Annotated in this window: 11 protein-coding genes, 4 tRNA genes and 3 rRNA genes; 13 read left to right on the top strand and 5 right to left on the bottom strand. The window is 53.9% G+C overall.

Features of this window, described 5'->3' with window-relative positions; all coding sequences use genetic code 11:
* Positions 1 to 103 precede the first annotated feature (103 nt).
* The 7 genes from MMW58_RS23810 (at position 104) to dkgB (ending at position 6,537) form a co-directional block, all read left to right on the top strand.
* Positions 104 to 1,645 (top strand): 16S ribosomal RNA (locus MMW58_RS23810).
* Between the two features lie 71 nt (positions 1,646 to 1,716).
* Positions 1,717 to 1,793: transfer RNA gene (locus MMW58_RS23805), tRNA-Ile, on the top strand.
* Positions 1,794 to 1,903: 110 nt separating this feature from the next.
* Positions 1,904 to 1,979: transfer RNA gene (locus MMW58_RS23800), tRNA-Ala, on the top strand.
* Between the two features lie 205 nt (positions 1,980 to 2,184).
* A 23S ribosomal RNA gene (locus tag MMW58_RS23795) occupies positions 2,185 to 5,092 on the top strand.
* 95 nt (positions 5,093 to 5,187) lie between these two features.
* Positions 5,188 to 5,303, top strand: a 5S ribosomal RNA gene (rrf, locus tag MMW58_RS23790).
* Together the 16S, 23S and 5S rRNA genes with 3 tRNA genes alongside form the textbook arrangement of a ribosomal RNA operon.
* A 191-nt stretch (positions 5,304 to 5,494) precedes the next feature.
* Positions 5,495 to 5,571 (top strand) — tRNA-Asp (locus tag MMW58_RS23785).
* Positions 5,572 to 5,733: 162 nt separating this feature from the next.
* The gene (gene dkgB, locus MMW58_RS23780) at positions 5,734 to 6,537 is read left to right on the top strand and encodes a 2,5-didehydrogluconate reductase DkgB (protein ID WP_159237685.1); all 804 of its coding nucleotides are present in this window, start codon (positions 5,734 to 5,736) and stop codon (positions 6,535 to 6,537) included.
* 34 nt (positions 6,538 to 6,571) lie between these two features.
* Here dkgB and yafC read toward each other — a convergent pair whose 3' ends face one another.
* Entirely contained in the window at positions 6,572 to 7,474 is a 903-nt protein-coding gene (gene yafC / locus MMW58_RS23775; RefSeq protein WP_241722245.1) for a DNA-binding transcriptional regulator YafC, read from the bottom strand.
* A 104-nt stretch (positions 7,475 to 7,578) separates the two neighbouring features.
* Between yafC and MMW58_RS23770 the strand changes: the two genes are divergently transcribed.
* The 3 genes from MMW58_RS23770 (at position 7,579) to MMW58_RS23760 (ending at position 10,523) form a co-directional block, all read left to right on the top strand.
* Entirely contained in the window at positions 7,579 to 8,766 is a 1,188-nt protein-coding gene (locus tag MMW58_RS23770) for an MFS transporter (RefSeq protein ID WP_159237679.1), read from the top strand.
* A gap of 103 nt (positions 8,767 to 8,869) precedes the next feature.
* Positions 8,870 to 9,667 carry an endonuclease/exonuclease/phosphatase family protein gene (locus tag MMW58_RS23765; protein ID WP_133601396.1) on the top strand — a complete coding sequence of 266 codons (798 nt, stop codon included), beginning with the start codon at positions 8,870 to 8,872 and terminating at the stop codon, positions 9,665 to 9,667.
* Between the two features lie 85 nt (positions 9,668 to 9,752).
* A complete protein-coding gene (locus tag MMW58_RS23760; protein ID WP_241722244.1) occupies positions 9,753 to 10,523 on the top strand; it encodes a class I SAM-dependent methyltransferase in 771 nt (256 codons plus the stop codon).
* 44 nt (positions 10,524 to 10,567) lie between these two features.
* On the opposite strand, the gene mltD is transcribed toward MMW58_RS23760, so the two are convergent.
* Together mltD and gloB are read right to left on the bottom strand one after the other, a co-directional pair.
* Positions 10,568 to 11,935, bottom strand: a complete 1,368-nt coding sequence (gene mltD, locus MMW58_RS23755; protein ID WP_133601331.1) for a murein transglycosylase D — start codon at positions 11,933 to 11,935, stop codon at positions 10,568 to 10,570.
* 71 nt (positions 11,936 to 12,006) lie between these two features.
* Positions 12,007 to 12,762, bottom strand: a complete 756-nt coding sequence (gene gloB / locus MMW58_RS23750) for a hydroxyacylglutathione hydrolase (RefSeq protein WP_159237678.1) — start codon at positions 12,760 to 12,762, stop codon at positions 12,007 to 12,009.
* A gap of 33 nt (positions 12,763 to 12,795) precedes the next feature.
* On the opposite strand from gloB, the gene MMW58_RS23745 reads away from it, so the two are divergent.
* Entirely contained in the window at positions 12,796 to 13,518 is a 723-nt protein-coding gene (locus tag MMW58_RS23745) for a class I SAM-dependent methyltransferase (RefSeq protein WP_041144164.1), read from the top strand.
* Here MMW58_RS23745 and rnhA read toward each other — a convergent pair.
* Entirely contained in the window at positions 13,515 to 14,093 is a 579-nt protein-coding gene (gene rnhA / locus MMW58_RS23740; RefSeq protein ID WP_166646242.1) for a ribonuclease HI, read from the bottom strand. The genes MMW58_RS23745 and rnhA overlap by 4 nt on opposite strands.
* Here rnhA and dnaQ point away from each other — a divergent pair.
* Positions 14,047 to 14,778, top strand: a complete 732-nt coding sequence (dnaQ, locus tag MMW58_RS23735) for a DNA polymerase III subunit epsilon (RefSeq protein ID WP_200851558.1) — start codon at positions 14,047 to 14,049, stop codon at positions 14,776 to 14,778. The two genes, rnhA and dnaQ, sit on opposite strands and share 47 nt — an antisense overlap.
* A gap of 134 nt (positions 14,779 to 14,912) precedes the next feature.
* Positions 14,913 to 14,989 (top strand) — tRNA-Asp (locus tag MMW58_RS23730).
* A 372-nt stretch (positions 14,990 to 15,361) separates the two neighbouring features.
* Here the strand turns inward: MMW58_RS23730 and MMW58_RS23725 are convergent.
* Entirely contained in the window at positions 15,362 to 16,474 is a 1,113-nt protein-coding gene (locus MMW58_RS23725; RefSeq protein ID WP_241722243.1) for an AI-2E family transporter, read from the bottom strand.
* Positions 16,475 to 16,500 lie beyond the last annotated feature (26 nt).

Here is a 16,500-nt window from a genome sequence, read left to right as displayed (position 1 = left end):
AAGTGACATGGATTCTTAACGTCCTCGGACGAAAAATGAATACCAAGTCTCTGAGTGAACATACGTAATTCATTACGAAGTTTAATTCATGAGCATCAAACTTAAATTGAAGAGTTTGATCATGGCTCAGATTGAACGCTGGCGGCAGGCCTAACACATGCAAGTCGAGCGGTAGCACAGAAGAGCTTGCTCTTTGGGTGACGAGCGGCGGACGGGTGAGTAATGTCTGGGAAACTGCCTGATGGAGGGGGATAACTACTGGAAACGGTAGCTAATACCGCATAACGTCGCAAGACCAAAGTGGGGGACCTTCGGGCCTCATGCCATCAGATGTGCCCAGATGGGATTAGCTAGTAGGTGAGGTAATGGCTCACCTAGGCGACGATCCCTAGCTGGTCTGAGAGGATGACCAGCCACACTGGAACTGAGACACGGTCCAGACTCCTACGGGAGGCAGCAGTGGGGAATATTGCACAATGGGCGCAAGCCTGATGCAGCCATGCCGCGTGTATGAAGAAGGCCTTCGGGTTGTAAAGTACTTTCAGCGAGGAGGAAGGCGATAAGGTTAATAACCTTGTCGATTGACGTTACTCGCAGAAGAAGCACCGGCTAACTCCGTGCCAGCAGCCGCGGTAATACGGAGGGTGCAAGCGTTAATCGGAATTACTGGGCGTAAAGCGCACGCAGGCGGTCTGTCAAGTCGGATGTGAAATCCCCGGGCTCAACCTGGGAACTGCATCCGAAACTGGCAGGCTAGAGTCTTGTAGAGGGGGGTAGAATTCCAGGTGTAGCGGTGAAATGCGTAGAGATCTGGAGGAATACCGGTGGCGAAGGCGGCCCCCTGGACAAAGACTGACGCTCAGGTGCGAAAGCGTGGGGAGCAAACAGGATTAGATACCCTGGTAGTCCACGCTGTAAACGATGTCGACTTGGAGGTTGTTCCCTTGAGGAGTGGCTTCCGGAGCTAACGCGTTAAGTCGACCGCCTGGGGAGTACGGCCGCAAGGTTAAAACTCAAATGAATTGACGGGGGCCCGCACAAGCGGTGGAGCATGTGGTTTAATTCGATGCAACGCGAAGAACCTTACCTACTCTTGACATCCAGAGAACTTAGCAGAGATGCTTTGGTGCCTTCGGGAACTCTGAGACAGGTGCTGCATGGCTGTCGTCAGCTCGTGTTGTGAAATGTTGGGTTAAGTCCCGCAACGAGCGCAACCCTTATCCTTTGTTGCCAGCGGTTCGGCCGGGAACTCAAAGGAGACTGCCAGTGATAAACTGGAGGAAGGTGGGGATGACGTCAAGTCATCATGGCCCTTACGAGTAGGGCTACACACGTGCTACAATGGCATATACAAAGAGAAGCGACCTCGCGAGAGCAAGCGGACCTCATAAAGTATGTCGTAGTCCGGATCGGAGTCTGCAACTCGACTCCGTGAAGTCGGAATCGCTAGTAATCGTGGATCAGAATGCCACGGTGAATACGTTCCCGGGCCTTGTACACACCGCCCGTCACACCATGGGAGTGGGTTGCAAAAGAAGTAGGTAGCTTAACCTTCGGGAGGGCGCTTACCACTTTGTGATTCATGACTGGGGTGAAGTCGTAACAAGGTAACCGTAGGGGAACCTGCGGTTGGATCACCTCCTTACCTGAAAGAACCTGCCTTTGTAGTGTCCACACAGATTGTCTGATGAAAAATAAGCAGTAAAAAATCTCTGCAGGCTTGTAGCTCAGGTGGTTAGAGCGCACCCCTGATAAGGGTGAGGTCGGTGGTTCAAGTCCACTCAGGCCTACCAAATTCATCCTGAATACTGCGTTGTGAAACGACTCGCATACTTCAGTATGCTTCGTCCTCCCACGCCTTGTCTCAGTCTGAATTACCGGTACAAGAGATTAGTTTTACGATGGGGTTATAGCTCAGCTGGGAGAGCGCCTGCCTTGCACGCAGGAGGTCTGCGGTTCGATCCCGCATAGCTCCACCATCCTTTTACTGCACAAAATAAGAAAACTTCAGAGTGTTCCTGAAAAGGTGCACTGCGAAGTTTTGCTCTTTAAAAATCTGGATCAAGCTGAAAATTGAAACGACGCACTGTTTCCTTTCTCCGTAATAAGAAAGGAAAAGCGGTGTGTTCGAGTCTCTCAAATTTTCACAACACGACTGTTTTACGAAACAGCTTCGGGTTGTGAGGTTAAGCGACTAAGCGTACACGGTGGATGCCCTGGCAGTCAGAGGCGATGAAGGACGTGCTAATCTGCGATAAGCGTCGGTAAGGTGATATGAACCGTTATAACCGGCGATTTCCGAATGGGGAAACCCAGTGTGTTTCGACACACTATCGTTAAGTGAATACATAGCTTAACGAAGCGAACCGGGGGAACTGAAACATCTAAGTACCCCGAGGAAAAGAAATCAACCGAGATTCCCCCAGTAGCGGCGAGCGAACGGGGAGCAGCCCAGAACCTGAATCAGTTTGTGTGTTAGTGGAAGCGTCTGGAAAGTCGCAGGGTACAGGGTGATACTCCCGTACACTAAAATGCACATTCTGTGAGTTCGAAGAGTAGGGCGGGACACGTGGTATCCTGTCTGAATATGGGGGGACCATCCTCCAAGGCTAAATACTCCTGACTGACCGATAGTGAACCAGTACCGTGAGGGAAAGGCGAAAAGAACCCCGGCGAGGGGAGTGAAACAGAACCTGAAACCGTGTACGTACAAGCAGTGGGAGCCTGATTTGTCAGGTGACTGCGTACCTTTTGTATAATGGGTCAGCGACTTATATTCTGTAGCAAGGTTAACCGTATAGGGGAGCCGCAGGGAAACCGAGTCTTAACTGGGCGTTAAGTTGCAGGGTATAGACCCGAAACCCGGTGATCTAGCCATGGGCAGGTTGAAGGTTGGGTAACACTAACTGGAGGACCGAACCGACTAATGTTGAAAAATTAGCGGATGACTTGTGGCTGGGGGTGAAAGGCCAATCAAACCGGGAGATAGCTGGTTCTCCCCGAAAGCTATTTAGGTAGCGCCTCGTGAATTCATCTTCGGGGGTAGAGCACTGTTTCGGCTAGGGGGTCATCCCGACTTACCAACCCGATGCAAACTACGAATACCGAAGAATGTTATCACGGGAGACACACGGCGGGTGCTAACGTCCGTCGTGAAGAGGGAAACAACCCAGACCGCCAGCTAAGGTCCCAAAGTCATGGTTAAGTGGGAAACGATGTGGGAAGGCACAGACAGCCAGGATGTTGGCTTAGAAGCAGCCATCATTTAAAGAAAGCGTAATAGCTCACTGGTCGAGTCGGCCTGCGCGGAAGATGTAACGGGGCTAAACCATGCACCGAAGCTGCGGCAGCGACGCTTAGGCGTTGTTGGGTAGGGGAGCGTTCTGTAAGCCGTTGAAGGTGGCCTGTGAGGGTTGCTGGAGGTATCAGAAGTGCGAATGCTGACATAAGTAACGATAAAGCGGGTGAAAAGCCCGCTCGCCGGAAGACCAAGGGTTCCTGTCCAACGTTAATCGGGGCAGGGTGAGTCGACCCCTAAGGCGAGGCCGAAAGGCGTAGTCGATGGGAAACAGGTTAATATTCCTGTACTCGGTGTTACTGCGAAGGGGGGACGGAGAAGGCTATGTTAGCCGGGCGACGGTTGTCCCGGTTTAAGCATGTAGGCGGAGAGTTTAGGTAAATCCGGACTCTTGTTAACGCTGAGGTGTGACGACGAGGCACTACGGTGCTGAAGTAACAAATGCCCTGCTTCCAGGAAAAGCCTCTAAGCATCAGGTAACATCAAATCGTACCCCAAACCGACACAGGTGGTCAGGTAGAGAATACCAAGGCGCTTGAGAGAACTCGGGTGAAGGAACTAGGCAAAATGGTGCCGTAACTTCGGGAGAAGGCACGCTGATGGTAAGTGAAGCGACTTGCTCGTGGAGCTGAAATCAGTCGAAGATACCAGCTGGCTGCAACTGTTTATTAAAAACACAGCACTGTGCAAACACGAAAGTGGACGTATACGGTGTGACGCCTGCCCGGTGCCGGAAGGTTAATTGATGGGGTTATCCGTAAGGAGAAGCTCTTGATCGAAGCCCCGGTAAACGGCGGCCGTAACTATAACGGTCCTAAGGTAGCGAAATTCCTTGTCGGGTAAGTTCCGACCTGCACGAATGGCGTAATGATGGCCAGGCTGTCTCCACCCGAGACTCAGTGAAATTGAACTCGCTGTGAAGATGCAGTGTACCCGCGGCAAGACGGAAAGACCCCGTGAACCTTTACTATAGCTTGACACTGAACATTGAGCCTTGATGTGTAGGATAGGTGGGAGGCTTTGAAGCGTGGACGCCAGTCTGCGTGGAGCCAACCTTGAAATACCACCCTTTAATGTTTGATGTTCTAACGTAGACCCGTGATCCGGGTTGCGGACAGTGTCTGGTGGGTAGTTTGACTGGGGCGGTCTCCTCCCAAAGAGTAACGGAGGAGCACGAAGGTTAGCTAATCCTGGTCGGACATCAGGAGGTTAGTGCAATGGCATAAGCTAGCTTGACTGCGAGCGTGACGGCGCGAGCAGGTGCGAAAGCAGGTCATAGTGATCCGGTGGTTCTGAATGGAAGGGCCATCGCTCAACGGATAAAAGGTACTCCGGGGATAACAGGCTGATACCGCCCAAGAGTTCATATCGACGGCGGTGTTTGGCACCTCGATGTCGGCTCATCACATCCTGGGGCTGAAGTAGGTCCCAAGGGTACGGCTGTTCGCCGTTTAAAGTGGTACGCGAGCTGGGTTTAGAACGTCGTGAGACAGTTCGGTCCCTATCTGCCGTGGGCGCTGGAGAATTGAGGGGGGCTGCTCCTAGTACGAGAGGACCGGAGTGGACGCATCACTGGTGTTCGGGTTGTCATGCCAATGGCATTGCCCGGTAGCTAAATGCGGAAAAGATAAGTGCTGAAAGCATCTAAGCACGAAACTTGCCCCGAGATGAGTTCTCCCTGACTCCTTGAGAGTCCTGAAGGAACGTTGAAGACGACGACGTTGATAGGTCGGGTGTGTAAGCGTAGCGATACGTTGAGCTAACCGATACTAATGAACCGTGAGGCTTAACCTTACAACGCCAAAGCTGTTTGGTGTGGTGATTTGAGAGATTTTCAGCTGATACAGATTAACTGACAGGCCTTAAGGCGTGTTGGTAAACAGAATTTGCCTGGCGGCAACAGCGCGGTGGTCCCACCTGACCCCATGCCGAACTCAGAAGTGAAACGCCGTAGCGCCGATGGTAGTGTGGGGTCTCCCCATGTGAGAGTAGGGAACTGCCAGGCATCAAATTAGCAGTATGGCAATGACTTTCGAGGCAGTTCACTACTCGACAGAGAGTAGGACAAAAGCGAATGCTTTTGAACGTTGCGCAGCAACGGCCCGAAGGGTGAATCACAAAGTGATTCATAAACTGCCAGGCATCAAATTAGCAGTAAACCGGGGCAATAAACCGGTTGTTGTAAAGAAATTCGGTGGAGCGGTAGTTCAGTCGGTTAGAATACCTGCCTGTCACGCAGGGGGTCGCGGGTTCGAGTCCCGTCCGTTCCGCCACTTATTAAAAGCCCTGAGCATTTGCTCAGGGCTTTTTCTTTTTCCGTCGTACTATTATTGCTGTTTCAGCAAAAATCCTCTGCATTTATCGATCTTTTTCCCCTCTGCTGCATCAGCCATAATGTTCTCAATGAGTTAACACTAAGTAAAAAAGAGGAATTTATGGCAATCCCTGCATTTGGTCTTGGAACCTTCCGTCTGAAAGATGATGTGGTTATCGCATCGGTAAAAACGGCGCTGGAACTGGGCTACCGTACGATTGATACCGCTCAGATCTATGATAATGAAGCGGCCGTTGGCCAGGCCATCGCCGAAAGCGGCGTGGCGCGTGATGAGCTGTTTATCACCACCAAGATCTGGATCGAAAACCTGAGCAAAGACTCGCTTATTACCAGTCTGAAAGAGAGCCTGAAAAAGCTGCGTACTGATTATGTCGATCTGACGCTGATCCACTGGCCTTCGCCGGGTGATGCCGTCGCCGTTGAAGAGTTTATGCCGGCGCTGCTGGAAGCTAAAAAGCTGGGGCTGACTCGCCAGATCGGGATTTCAAACTTCACGATTCCGCTGATGGAACGCGCAATTGCTGCCATCGGCGCTGAAAACATTGCTACCAATCAGATTGAGCTATCCCCCTACCTGCAGAATCGCAAGACTGTGGATTGGGCGACAGCGCACGGTATCCATATCACGTCGTACATGACGTTGGCATATGGTAAGGCACTGAAAGACGAAGTCATTTCAGGTATTGCTGCGAAGCACAGCGCAACGCCTGCACAGGTGATACTGGCCTGGGCTTTGGGAGAAGGCTACGCGGTGATCCCGTCTTCAACTAAACGTGAAAATCTGGCGAGCAACCTGAAAGCTCAGGATCTGCAGCTGGATGAGGAAGATCGTAAAGCGATCGCCGCGCTGGATTGCAACGATCGTCTGGTTAGCCCGGAAGGTCTTGCCCCCGAGTGGGATTAAAATAACCCACCCTCTGTAACCCTTATTTAACCCTCTACAGCTCCTTCGGGAGCTGTTTTACGTGCTCGCTGAGAAAATCAATAAACGCCCTGATCCGTGTACTGACCGCTCTGTCGCTGTAATAAACGGCGCTAAAGGGCATTTCTACCGGCAGCCGCTTGTCGGCAAGAAGCTCGACAAACTCCCCGCTCGCAATCTCCTGATTCACCATATAATCCGATAAACAGGCGATGCCGTTACCGGCCAGGCACAGCTGCTTGATGGTTTCCCCACTATTGGAGGATATCTCGCAGCTGACTTCCAGCAGCTGACCATCGCAGCAGGAGACTGGCCAGGTATTTAGTGAAAGGGGCTCAGTAAAACCCAGGCACTGATGATCTTTAAGGCTGGCTACATCCTGCGGCGTGCCGTGGCGGGAGAGGTAGTCAGGCGAGGCGATGATTTTGCGGTAGCTGTTAAACAGCGGCCGGGCGCGCAGGCTGGAATCCGTCAACGTACCCGCGCGGATCGCAACATCAACCTTACGCTCAATCAGGTTGATGAAGGTTTCCGACGACACCAGCGCGAGGGTCATTTCTGGATAGCGCTCGCGAAAAGGCTTCACCAGCGGCATCAGAAAGTGGAGCATCACCGGGGTGGCGGCATCTACCCGCAGTAATCCTCTTGGCGTCGTCCGTGTTTCCAGAAGCTCATTTTCCGCCGCCGCCATCTCCTGAAGCACCACCTGCATGCGGCGAAAGTAGCGTTCTCCCTCCTCGGTCAGGCTTAGCTGGCGAGTTGTTCGGTTAAGCAGGCTGACGCTAAGCTTTGATTCCAGCTTTTTTACCGCCCGGCTGACGTCGGAGTTTGCCTGTCCCAGCTGTTCCGCCGCCCGGCTAAAGCTTCCGCTTTCCACCACGGCGACAAAGATGGCAATCTCTTCTGATGTTGCTCTCATTATTGCACCTGTAGCAAAATTCTATTGAGACTTTGATGGTTTTTGTTATTTAAGCATCCCTGCATACTACGTGTCATCTTAATCCTGATGCTACGGAGTAAATTATGCCACTGGCGCTACTTGCCTTAACTATCGGTGCCTTTGCGATTGGTACCACCGAATTTGTCATTGTTGGCCTGGTGCCGACGATCGCAGAGCAGCTGGCAATCTCACTGCCTTCAGCGGGTCTGTTGGTTTCTATCTACGCGCTGGGCGTCGCGATCGGCGCCCCGGTGCTGACGGCGCTGACCGGCCGCATGCCGCGCAAGCAGCTGCTGCTGGCGCTAATGGTGCTGTTCACTGCCGGTAACCTGCTTGCCTGGCAAGCGCCGGGTTATGAAACGCTGATTTTCGCCCGCCTGCTTACCGGCCTGGCGCACGGCGTGTTCTTCTCGATTGGTTCTACCATTGCGACCAGCCTGGTGCCTAAAGAGAAGGCCGCGTCGGCGATTGCCATCATGTTTGGCGGTCTGACCGTCGCGCTGGTTACCGGGGTGCCGATTGGTACCTTTATCGGCCAGCATTTCGGCTGGCGTGAAACCTTCCTTGCGGTTTCCATTCTTGGCGTGATTGCGCTGGTGAGCAGCCTGATTCTGGTGCCGAACAATATTCCGGGTCGGTCCAGCGCCAGCCTGCGCGATCAGGTGCAGGTGTTAACCCATCCGCGCTTGCTAATCATCTATGCCATTACCGCCCTGGGATATGGCGGCGTCTTCACGGCGTTTACCTTCCTCGCGCCAATGATGCAGGACCTTGCCGGTTTCAGTCCATCTGCGGTGAGCTGGATTTTACTGGGCTACGGTGTTTCAGTGGCGTTGGGTAACGTCTGGGGCGGCAGGCTGGCCGACAGGCACGGAGCGGTGGCCGCACTGAAGATTATCTTTGCTGCGCTGGTTGTGCTGCTGCTGGTGTTCCAGCTGACGGCCAGTATCCAGTATGCCGCGCTGGCAACGGTGCTGGTGATGGGAATCTTTGCCTTCGGCAACGTGCCGGGCCTGCAGGTCTATGTCGTACAGAAAGCGGAACAGTATACTCCCGGCGCCGTAGACGTTGCCTCCGGCCTTAACATCGCCGCTTTTAACGTCGGTATCGCTTTAGGCTCGATTATTGGCGGACAAACCGTAGCGCGCTATGGCCTGGCCGAGACGCCGTGGATTGGCGCGGTGATTGTGTTGGCTGCGCTGCTGCTGGTCATACTGAGCGGTCGCCTGGATAAATCTCGCCCGGCAAAGGCGGTTTCCGTCGAAGGATAAAGGTTTCTCGCGAATTGCATTGAAAGTGCATACGAAAATCCCTATAACAGAATAACCGGCCGCAGTCAGGCCGGTTTCATGTTATCGAGGTTTGATGCCTAAATTGCGAAAGAATACTTATGCTATGCGCTATGTCGCCGGACAGCCTGCGGAGAGAATTTTGCCTCCGGGGTCGTTTGCAAGCCTTAGCCATGGTTTCCCGCCTGGCATCCCTTTAAGCAGCGATGAGAAGATCCGCGTGCTGGTGTGGAATATCTTTAAACAGCAGCGGGCCGAGTGGAAGTCTGTGCTGAATAATTTCGGTAAAGATGCCCATCTGGTGCTGTTACAAGAGGCGCAAACGACGCCCGAGCTGGTCAGATTCGCCACGACCAACTATCTGGCCGCCGATCAGGTTCCCGCACTCGTTCTACCTCAGCACCCCTCTGGCGTCATGACGCTGGCTTCAACTCATCCGGTCTACTGCTGCCCTCTGCGCGAACGCGAACCCATTTTGCGTCTGGCTAAATCGGCGCTTGTGACCGTCTACCCGCTGCCGGATATGCGTTTGCTGATGGTGGTGAACATCCATGCGGTTAACTTCAGCCTTGGGGTTGATGTCTACAGCAAGCAGCTGTTACCTATCGGCGACCAGATAGCGCACCACAGCGGCCCGGTTATTATGGCCGGTGATTTTAATGCATGGAGCCGACCGCGCATGAATGCGCTCTATCGCTTTGCCCGCGAAATGTCGCTGCGCGAGGTTCGTTTTTCCGACGATCAGCGCCGCCGCACTTTTGGTCGCCCGCTCGATTTTGTGTTCTACCGGGGATTAAGCGTGCACGATGCCTCCGTGCTGGTCACCCGCGCCTCCGATCACAACCCGCTACTAGTCGAATTCAGTCCCGGCAAGCCTGATTAATTAAGGTACGTCAGGCCTGCCATGGGGCGGGCCTGCGCAAGCAAGGTGCTGCCTTTATTATTCAAAACAACCGAAGGACAACACAATGACAACACGCTCTCACCATGACAACGTCGAAAAGCAGTTTGGCTCACAGGCCAGCGCTTACCTGACCAGCGCCGTACACGCATCGGGACGCGATCTGCAGCGGCTGGCCGAGCGGCTGGCTGATTTCCCTGCTGCACAGGTTCTCGATATGGGCTGCGGCGCCGGGCATGCCAGCTTTGCTGCGGCCGGGCAGGTGGCAGGAGTAACGGCATATGATTTATCCAGCCAGATGCTGGACGTTGTGGCGCAGGCCGCTCAGGATAAGGGGTTTGCGAATATAAAGACCCAGCAGGGCTATGCGGAAACTCTGCCCTTTGCGGCGGACAGCTTTGACGTGGTGATTAGCCGCTATTCTGCCCATCACTGGCATGATGTCGGCCAGGCGCTGCGCGAGGTCAAACGCGTTCTCAAGCCGGGTGGGGTGCTGATTATTATGGACGTCATGTCACCGGGACATCCGGTTCGTGACGTGTGGCTGCAAACGGTTGAAGCGCTGCGCGATACCTCTCACGTTCGCAACTATTCCAGCGGAGAGTGGCTGGCGCTGGCGAACGATGCCGGGCTGGTCACCAATAGTTTATCGACCGATCGCCTGCCGCTGGAGTTCAGCTCATGGGTGGCGCGTATGCGTACGCCGGAGGCGCTGGTAGCAGCGATTCGCCTCTATCAGGATAGCGCATCGGCGGAGGTAAAAGCCTACTTTGCCTTACAGGACGACGGCTCCTTTACCAGCGATACCATCATGTTTGAAGCGCATAAAGCGGTATAAAAAGAAAAGGCACCGGGAGACGGTGCCTTTTTTTATCAGGTATATCAGGAATCCGGCCGGTCGCTATTTTTCACAAACAGCGTGAGCTGATCGCCCGGCTTCAGGTCATCGGTGCCGTTGTTCCAGCGCATCACATCACGAATATTCACGCCATGTCGTTTTGCGATGCTCGACAGCGAGTCGCCTTTGCGTACGCGATAGGTAATGCTATCGCTGTTGTTCGCAAGACGCGTCGCGCTGCTGCCGGCGCCAACTACCAGCTCCTGGCCCGCTTTCAGCCCGGATCCGCGCAGATTATTCCACTGCTGCAAATCTTTCGTCGATACGCCGAGACGTGAGGCGATCCCGGAAATCGTATCGCCTGAACGAACCTTATAGCTGCGGCTGGTCAACGGCGCGTTGGCCGCGAGCTGCGTTGGCTGTACGGCGGCAATATCGCCAGAGGCCAGAGACTCACGCAGCTGAGCGGCATGTTTCTGTGGCACCATCACGTACTTCGGCCCGTTCGCACCCAGGGTTGAGCCCTTTACTCCGGCGTTGAATGTTTTCAGCTTGCCGACGGGCATTCCTGCCATATCGGCCAGCTGACTAATATCAACCGGACTATCGAGGCGAACTCGCGCCAGCGCACGGCTTTCGTCTGCCGTCGGCAGCTTCACGCCATAGCGCTTGCTGTTTTTGAGAATATCGCTCAAAGCCAGCATCTTAGGTACGTAAATTCGGGTTTCCTGTGGTAATGAAAGCGACCAAAAATCAGTGGGCTTGCCGCGTGATTTATTCGCTTTCATTGCCTTCAGTACCCGGCCTTCACCGCTGTTATAAGCTGCGACGGTCAACAGCCAGTCGCCGTCAAACATCTTATTCAGACGCTGCATCATGTTCAGCGCCGCCGTAGTAGAGGCGACAACGTCACGACGCGCATCGTAGCTGCGGGTCTGCTTCAAACCATAATTGCGCCCGGTGCTCGGAATGATCTGCCAGATGCCTGCGGCATTGGCGCCAGACGTTGCATGCGGGTTAAAAGCGCTCTCCACTATGGGTAGTAATACCAGTTCCATTGGCATGTTACGTTTCTTAACTTGCCCGGCTATCCAGTACATATACGGCTCTGCCCGTAAAGTTACATCGTGGAGATAGCTCTTATTACTTAAGTACTTCTGTTTCTGTTCGCGAATCCGGGTATTTTCCGGAATTCCCATCTTTAGCTCGTCGCCTATGGAAGTCCACAGATCCTGGTCTTGCGCGTAGAAGGTTCCATCATCTAACCAGCGCGCTTGACTTGTGAACTTACCTGCTTCCCCTTGACCAGCTGCAGAAAGGCTCTGTGCGTGCTGTTGAACGTTGCCATCGTGCTTAGACGATTGGCACCCCGCCAGCAGGACAGAGACGAGTAAAATCGCTCGTGCCTTCATGTGTGTGTCAATAGTTGCTTAAAAGACGAGCAAGAATAACGGTGAAGTTCGCGAATGACAAGAGTTAAATGTCAGAAGTCATCTTTCTTTGACCTTAACCACGCGAATCGCTGCGTAGAGTGTTGCAAATTTGTTTCTTTGGATATTTCTTTAATTAAATCATCATCATCCGTGCGTAAAAATAAATTTATACGGCGTTCATTTTTGAGAGTTACCGGTAGTGTCATTTGGTTTTTTGCACGTAACTCATTAACTTTATGGTAGTAATCATTTATAGCCATATCCTGTGGCAGGATACTCAGAGCAAACTTCATATTTGCTAAAGTATACTCATGTGCGCAACATACCAGCGTATCGTCTGGGAGCGCCGCTATTTTCTTAAATGATTGATACATCTGCTCCGCCGTCCCTTCGAAGAGTCTGCCACAGCCGCCGGAAAACATTGTATCGCCACAAAATAGATAAGGTTCACTGTAGAAACAGATGTGTCCTAAAGTGTGACCTGGCGTGGAGAAAATAGAAAATTCGTGGCCTAAAACAACGACCCGATCGCCGTCGGCAACGAGACGCGTCGTTCCCTTATCCTGGGTTTCTGCCGGTCCGTAAACCACGATGTCGGGGAATTTTTCGCACAGTTGTTTCACGCCGCCAACGTGATCGTGGTGGTGGTGGGTGAGAAAAATGGCCTCCGGCTGCCAGCCGTGCTCCGCGATAGCGGCCAGCACGGGCGCCGCTTCGCCAGGATCGACGATCAGACAGCGGCCGTTATCCGCGCTAAGAACCCAGATGTAGTTGTCCTGAAATGCAGGAATGCTGATAAGATTCATTTATTACCCCTAAAAGCGTAGCGGAAGGTTGCGATGAAGCCGGCAAGGATATCTCAGATAGTCACAGCGCCAGAGCATTGGTCCAGTATGCCCTGGGGCGAATACTATCGCGAATCGCTGGAGCGGCAGATGAAACCGTGGCTGGCCAAGCTATATGGCTTTCATTTACTTAAGATTGGCAATCTGAGCGCGGAAATCAATACCGAATCCTGCGCTATCTCGCATCAGGTGAACGTTTCGCTTCAGGGCACGCCGATTCAGGTTCAGGCCGATCCCCTCCATCTGCCTTTTGCCGAAAAGTCGGTTGACGCCTGCCTGCTGGCGCATACCTTGCCCTGGTGTAGCGATCCCCACCGCCTGCTGCGCGAAGCCGACAGGGTGCTGATTGATGACGGCTGGATAATTATGACCGGGTTTAACCCCGTGAGCCTGATGGGCCTGCGCAAGCTGATGCCGGTATTGCGCAAAACGGTGCCGTACAGCAGCCGGATGTTTACGCTAACGCGCCAGCTGGACTGGCTGGCGCTGCTCAATTTTGAGGTGCTGCACTACGGCCGTTATCAGGTGCTGCCCTGGTCCCGACACGGCGGCAAGATGCTCAGTACCCACCTGCCGGCGCTGGGCTGCCTGCAGCTGATTGTTGCCCGCAAGCGCACGATCCCGCTCACGCTCAACCCGCTGAAGTCGGGAAAAGCGAAGACCCGGCTGCGTCAGACGGTAGGGGCCACGCGACAGTCGCGAAACGGGCAGAATTAACGTTCCGGCTGGTAACCGACATCGTCCTGGGTAGGGCTGGAGGCGGCAGCGCGCGCCAGCTCGTCGCAGCGTTCGTTTTCCGGATGGCCGGCGTGGCCTTTGACCCACTCCCACTTAATCTGGTGCTGGCCAAGCGCGATGTCCAGGCGCTGCCACAGATCCACATTTTTGACCGGCTTTTTATCCGCCGTTTTCCAGCCGCGCTTTTTCCAGTTGTGGATCCACTGGGTGATCCCCTGACGCACGTACTGGCTGTCGGTGCTGAGAACGACTTCGCACTGCTCTTTCAGCGCTTCCAGCGCAACGATGGCCGCCATCATCTCCATGCGGTTGTTGGTCGTGAGGTTATAGCCTGCGCTAAAGATTTTTTCCTTCCCGCGATAGCGTAAAATAGCGCCGTAGCCGCCGGGTCCTGGATTTCCCAGGCATGAACCGTCGGTGAAAATTTCTACCTGTTTAAGCATCTCTGGTAGACTTCCTGTAATTGACATCGATATGTAAACGGCAAGTCTGACATAAATGACTGATATGAGCACTGCAATTACGCGACAGATTGTTCTCGATACTGAAACCACTGGTATGAACCAGCTCGGTGCGCATTACGAAGGACATAAAATCATCGAGATTGGTGCGGTGGAGGTGATCAACCGCCGCCTCACTGGGAATAACTTCCACGTTTATCTCAAGCCGGACCGGCTGGTGGACCCTGAAGCCTTTGGCGTTCACGGGATTGCCGATGAGTTTCTGATGGATAAGCCGGCGTTTGCTGAGGTCGCCGATGAGTTTATGGACTATATCCGCGGGGCGGAGCTGGTCATCCATAACGCATCGTTCGATATCGGCTTTATGGACTACGAGTTCGCCAAGCTCAAGCGCGATATTCCCAAAACCAATACCTTCTGCAAGGTCACCGATAGCCTGGCGCTGGCGCGGAAAATGTTCCCCGGCAAGCGTAACAGCCTCGATGCGCTGTGCTCACGTTATGAAATAGATAACAGCAAGCGAACGCTACACGGGGCGTTGCTCGATGCCCAGATTCTGGCCGATGTCTATCTGATGATGACCGGCGGTCAGACGACGCTGGCATTTTCGACGGAAGGCGAAGGGCAGATGCAGGCAGGCGAGATAGGAATACAGCGCGTTGTTCGGGCGGCCAGCAGGCTGCGCGTCGTTTACGCCTCTGATGACGAGCTGTTAAACCATGAATCGCGCCTCGATTTGGTTCAAAAGAAAGGCGGAAGCTGCCTGTGGCGGAGCTGATAGGCCGCAATACGCTGTAAAAATAGGCTGGTGGGCGATTTTTACAGCAAATGGTTCAAAAGTGAAGAAAAAGCGTTGACGGAGTTAGCGGTAATCCGTAATATTCGCCTCGTTCCCAAGGGAACAGTGAAAGTGGAGCGGTAGTTCAGTCGGTTAGAATACCTGCCTGTCACGCAGGGGGTCGCGGGTTCGAGTCCCGTCCGTTCCGCCACTATTCAGAAAGCCTGAATCAGCAATGATTCAGGCTTTCGTCGTTTTAGCGACGCCATCTTATTCATTTCATATATTTCAATTGCTTGCGGGTATGATGCTGCAAAACAGCCAGCATGCATGCCCCGGACAGGCCAATCATCAGCGCGCCGTTTACCGCTTCCAGCGGTCCAGGAAGCTTCCACCTGGCGCTCATCACAATATCGCCATAGCCTAACGTGGCGAACTTTACTGCGAAATCGCCTGATGTAGAAGCGGATACACCACACTGAAACAATCGACTGCAGAAGCATATTGCACAGGATAATCGGCACTCCCGCCAGCGGCGGTAGCAGCATGTTAGCCTCTCAGCAGAAAGCGCTCGGCTCTCCCCTCATTGCGCATCTTTGCTGCCTGGGTTGGCGCGGGCCTGGCCCTCGTCGACCCAGGTCATAAAAATGCGATAACCGATGGAAAGCAGGGTTGCCCCGATAAACATCCCAAGAATGCCGCTGGCCGCCATGCCGCCTAATGCGCCCAGCAGGACCACCGGCATCGGCGCGTCAACGCCGCGCCCGAGCATCAGCGGCTTAAGGACGTTATCGGCCATGCCGGCCACGATCAGCACAATAGAGTAGAGGACGTTCATTCCGGTGCCGTGGTCGCCGATGCTCCACATCAGCGCGATTGCCGGGGCGGTCACCAGAATGACGGGGATTTGGGCGATCCCGAGGATCAGCGCCAGGATAAAGAAGATCCCGACCGCCGGGATCCCGGCGACAATCATGATGATGCCAACCAGCAGCGCCTGAATAAGCGCAACGCCGATAACTCCCTGCGCGACGGCGCGAATGGTGCTGGTACAGAGCCGGGTTAAGGTCAGGCCTTTCTTCTCATCGGTGATACGAATCGCAATCCGCCTCGCGCTGTTGGCGCCAGCGCTACCCCAGGTCATCATAATGCCCGCAACGATGAAGGAGAGGATAAAGCCGATGAGTCCGCCGCCCATGCTGGCCAGGATGCCCAGCACCTGCCGGGCGATTTCGCCGAGCTGGGTGCGGTAGTTGTTTATCAGCCCGGGTAAATCCATCGACGCTTTTAGCCATAGGGCGCTGATCTTCTCCCCGACAACGGGGATGGTGGCAATATGGGCTGAAGGTGGGGGAATGGCGAAGCTGCGGCCGCTCATCTTATCAATCAGCGCGCTGACGCTCTCTCCCAGAGAGCTTATCATCAGCACCGTCGGTGCCACGATCAGCAGAATGCCAAGCAGGACCAGTATTGTGGAGGCCCAGCCCTGTTTTCCGCCGAGCCGGGCGGCAAAATATTGATGGAGCGGATAGAGCGTGACCGCCAGAATGACGGCCCAGAGCATCATATTCAGGAATGGAGAAAATACGGTATAGCAGAAGGAGGCTAATGCCAGGATAAGCCCAAACCGAATGAACATATCCAAAAAACGGGCAACCACTCTTTTTTCAACAATAAGCAGATTATCATTTTCCATGATGGTTTGTTCTCGCTGAGAATGCG

Source organism: Klebsiella sp. HC6, from assembly GCF_022605325.1.
Classification (GTDB): Bacteria; Pseudomonadota; Gammaproteobacteria; order Enterobacterales; family Enterobacteriaceae; genus Klebsiella; species Klebsiella terrigena.
Note: the sequence above shows the minus strand (reverse complement) of the source record. Positions and strands in the feature narration are given on the sequence as shown.